This is a genomic window from Sporosarcina koreensis (genome assembly GCF_001531445.1).
Taxonomy (GTDB): Bacteria; Bacillota; Bacilli; order Bacillales_A; family Planococcaceae; genus Sporosarcina; species Sporosarcina koreensis_C.
The window spans coordinates 1-243 of the sequence record NZ_LQYA01000074.1; the positions used below are offsets into that span (position 1 = coordinate 1).

The 243-nt window shown below is 34.6% G+C and carries 1 pseudogene; it reads right to left on the bottom strand.

Annotation, left to right across the window (positions count from 1 at the left end):
* Nucleotides 1-196 (bottom strand): annotated as a pseudogene (locus tag AWV70_RS22905) (tetracycline efflux MFS transporter Tet(L)); the annotation flags it as partial.
* Nucleotides 197-243 lie beyond the last annotated feature (47 nt).

The window sequence follows — 243 nt, forward strand, 5'->3', positions numbered from 1 at the left end:
TTCCAATAGAAAAGGTTAACATAAAGGCTGTGTTCACCCAGTTTGTACTCGCCGGTGATTTATTAAAATCATTTGCAATATCAGGTAATGAGACGTTCAAAACCATTTCATTTAATACGCTAAAAAAAGATAGAACGCAAAGCCAAATTAAAATTTTGTTGTGTCGTAAATTTGATTGTGAATAAGACGTATTCACATTTCGCCCTCCAATAATGAGGGTAGACGCAGTTTATAGGGCTAATG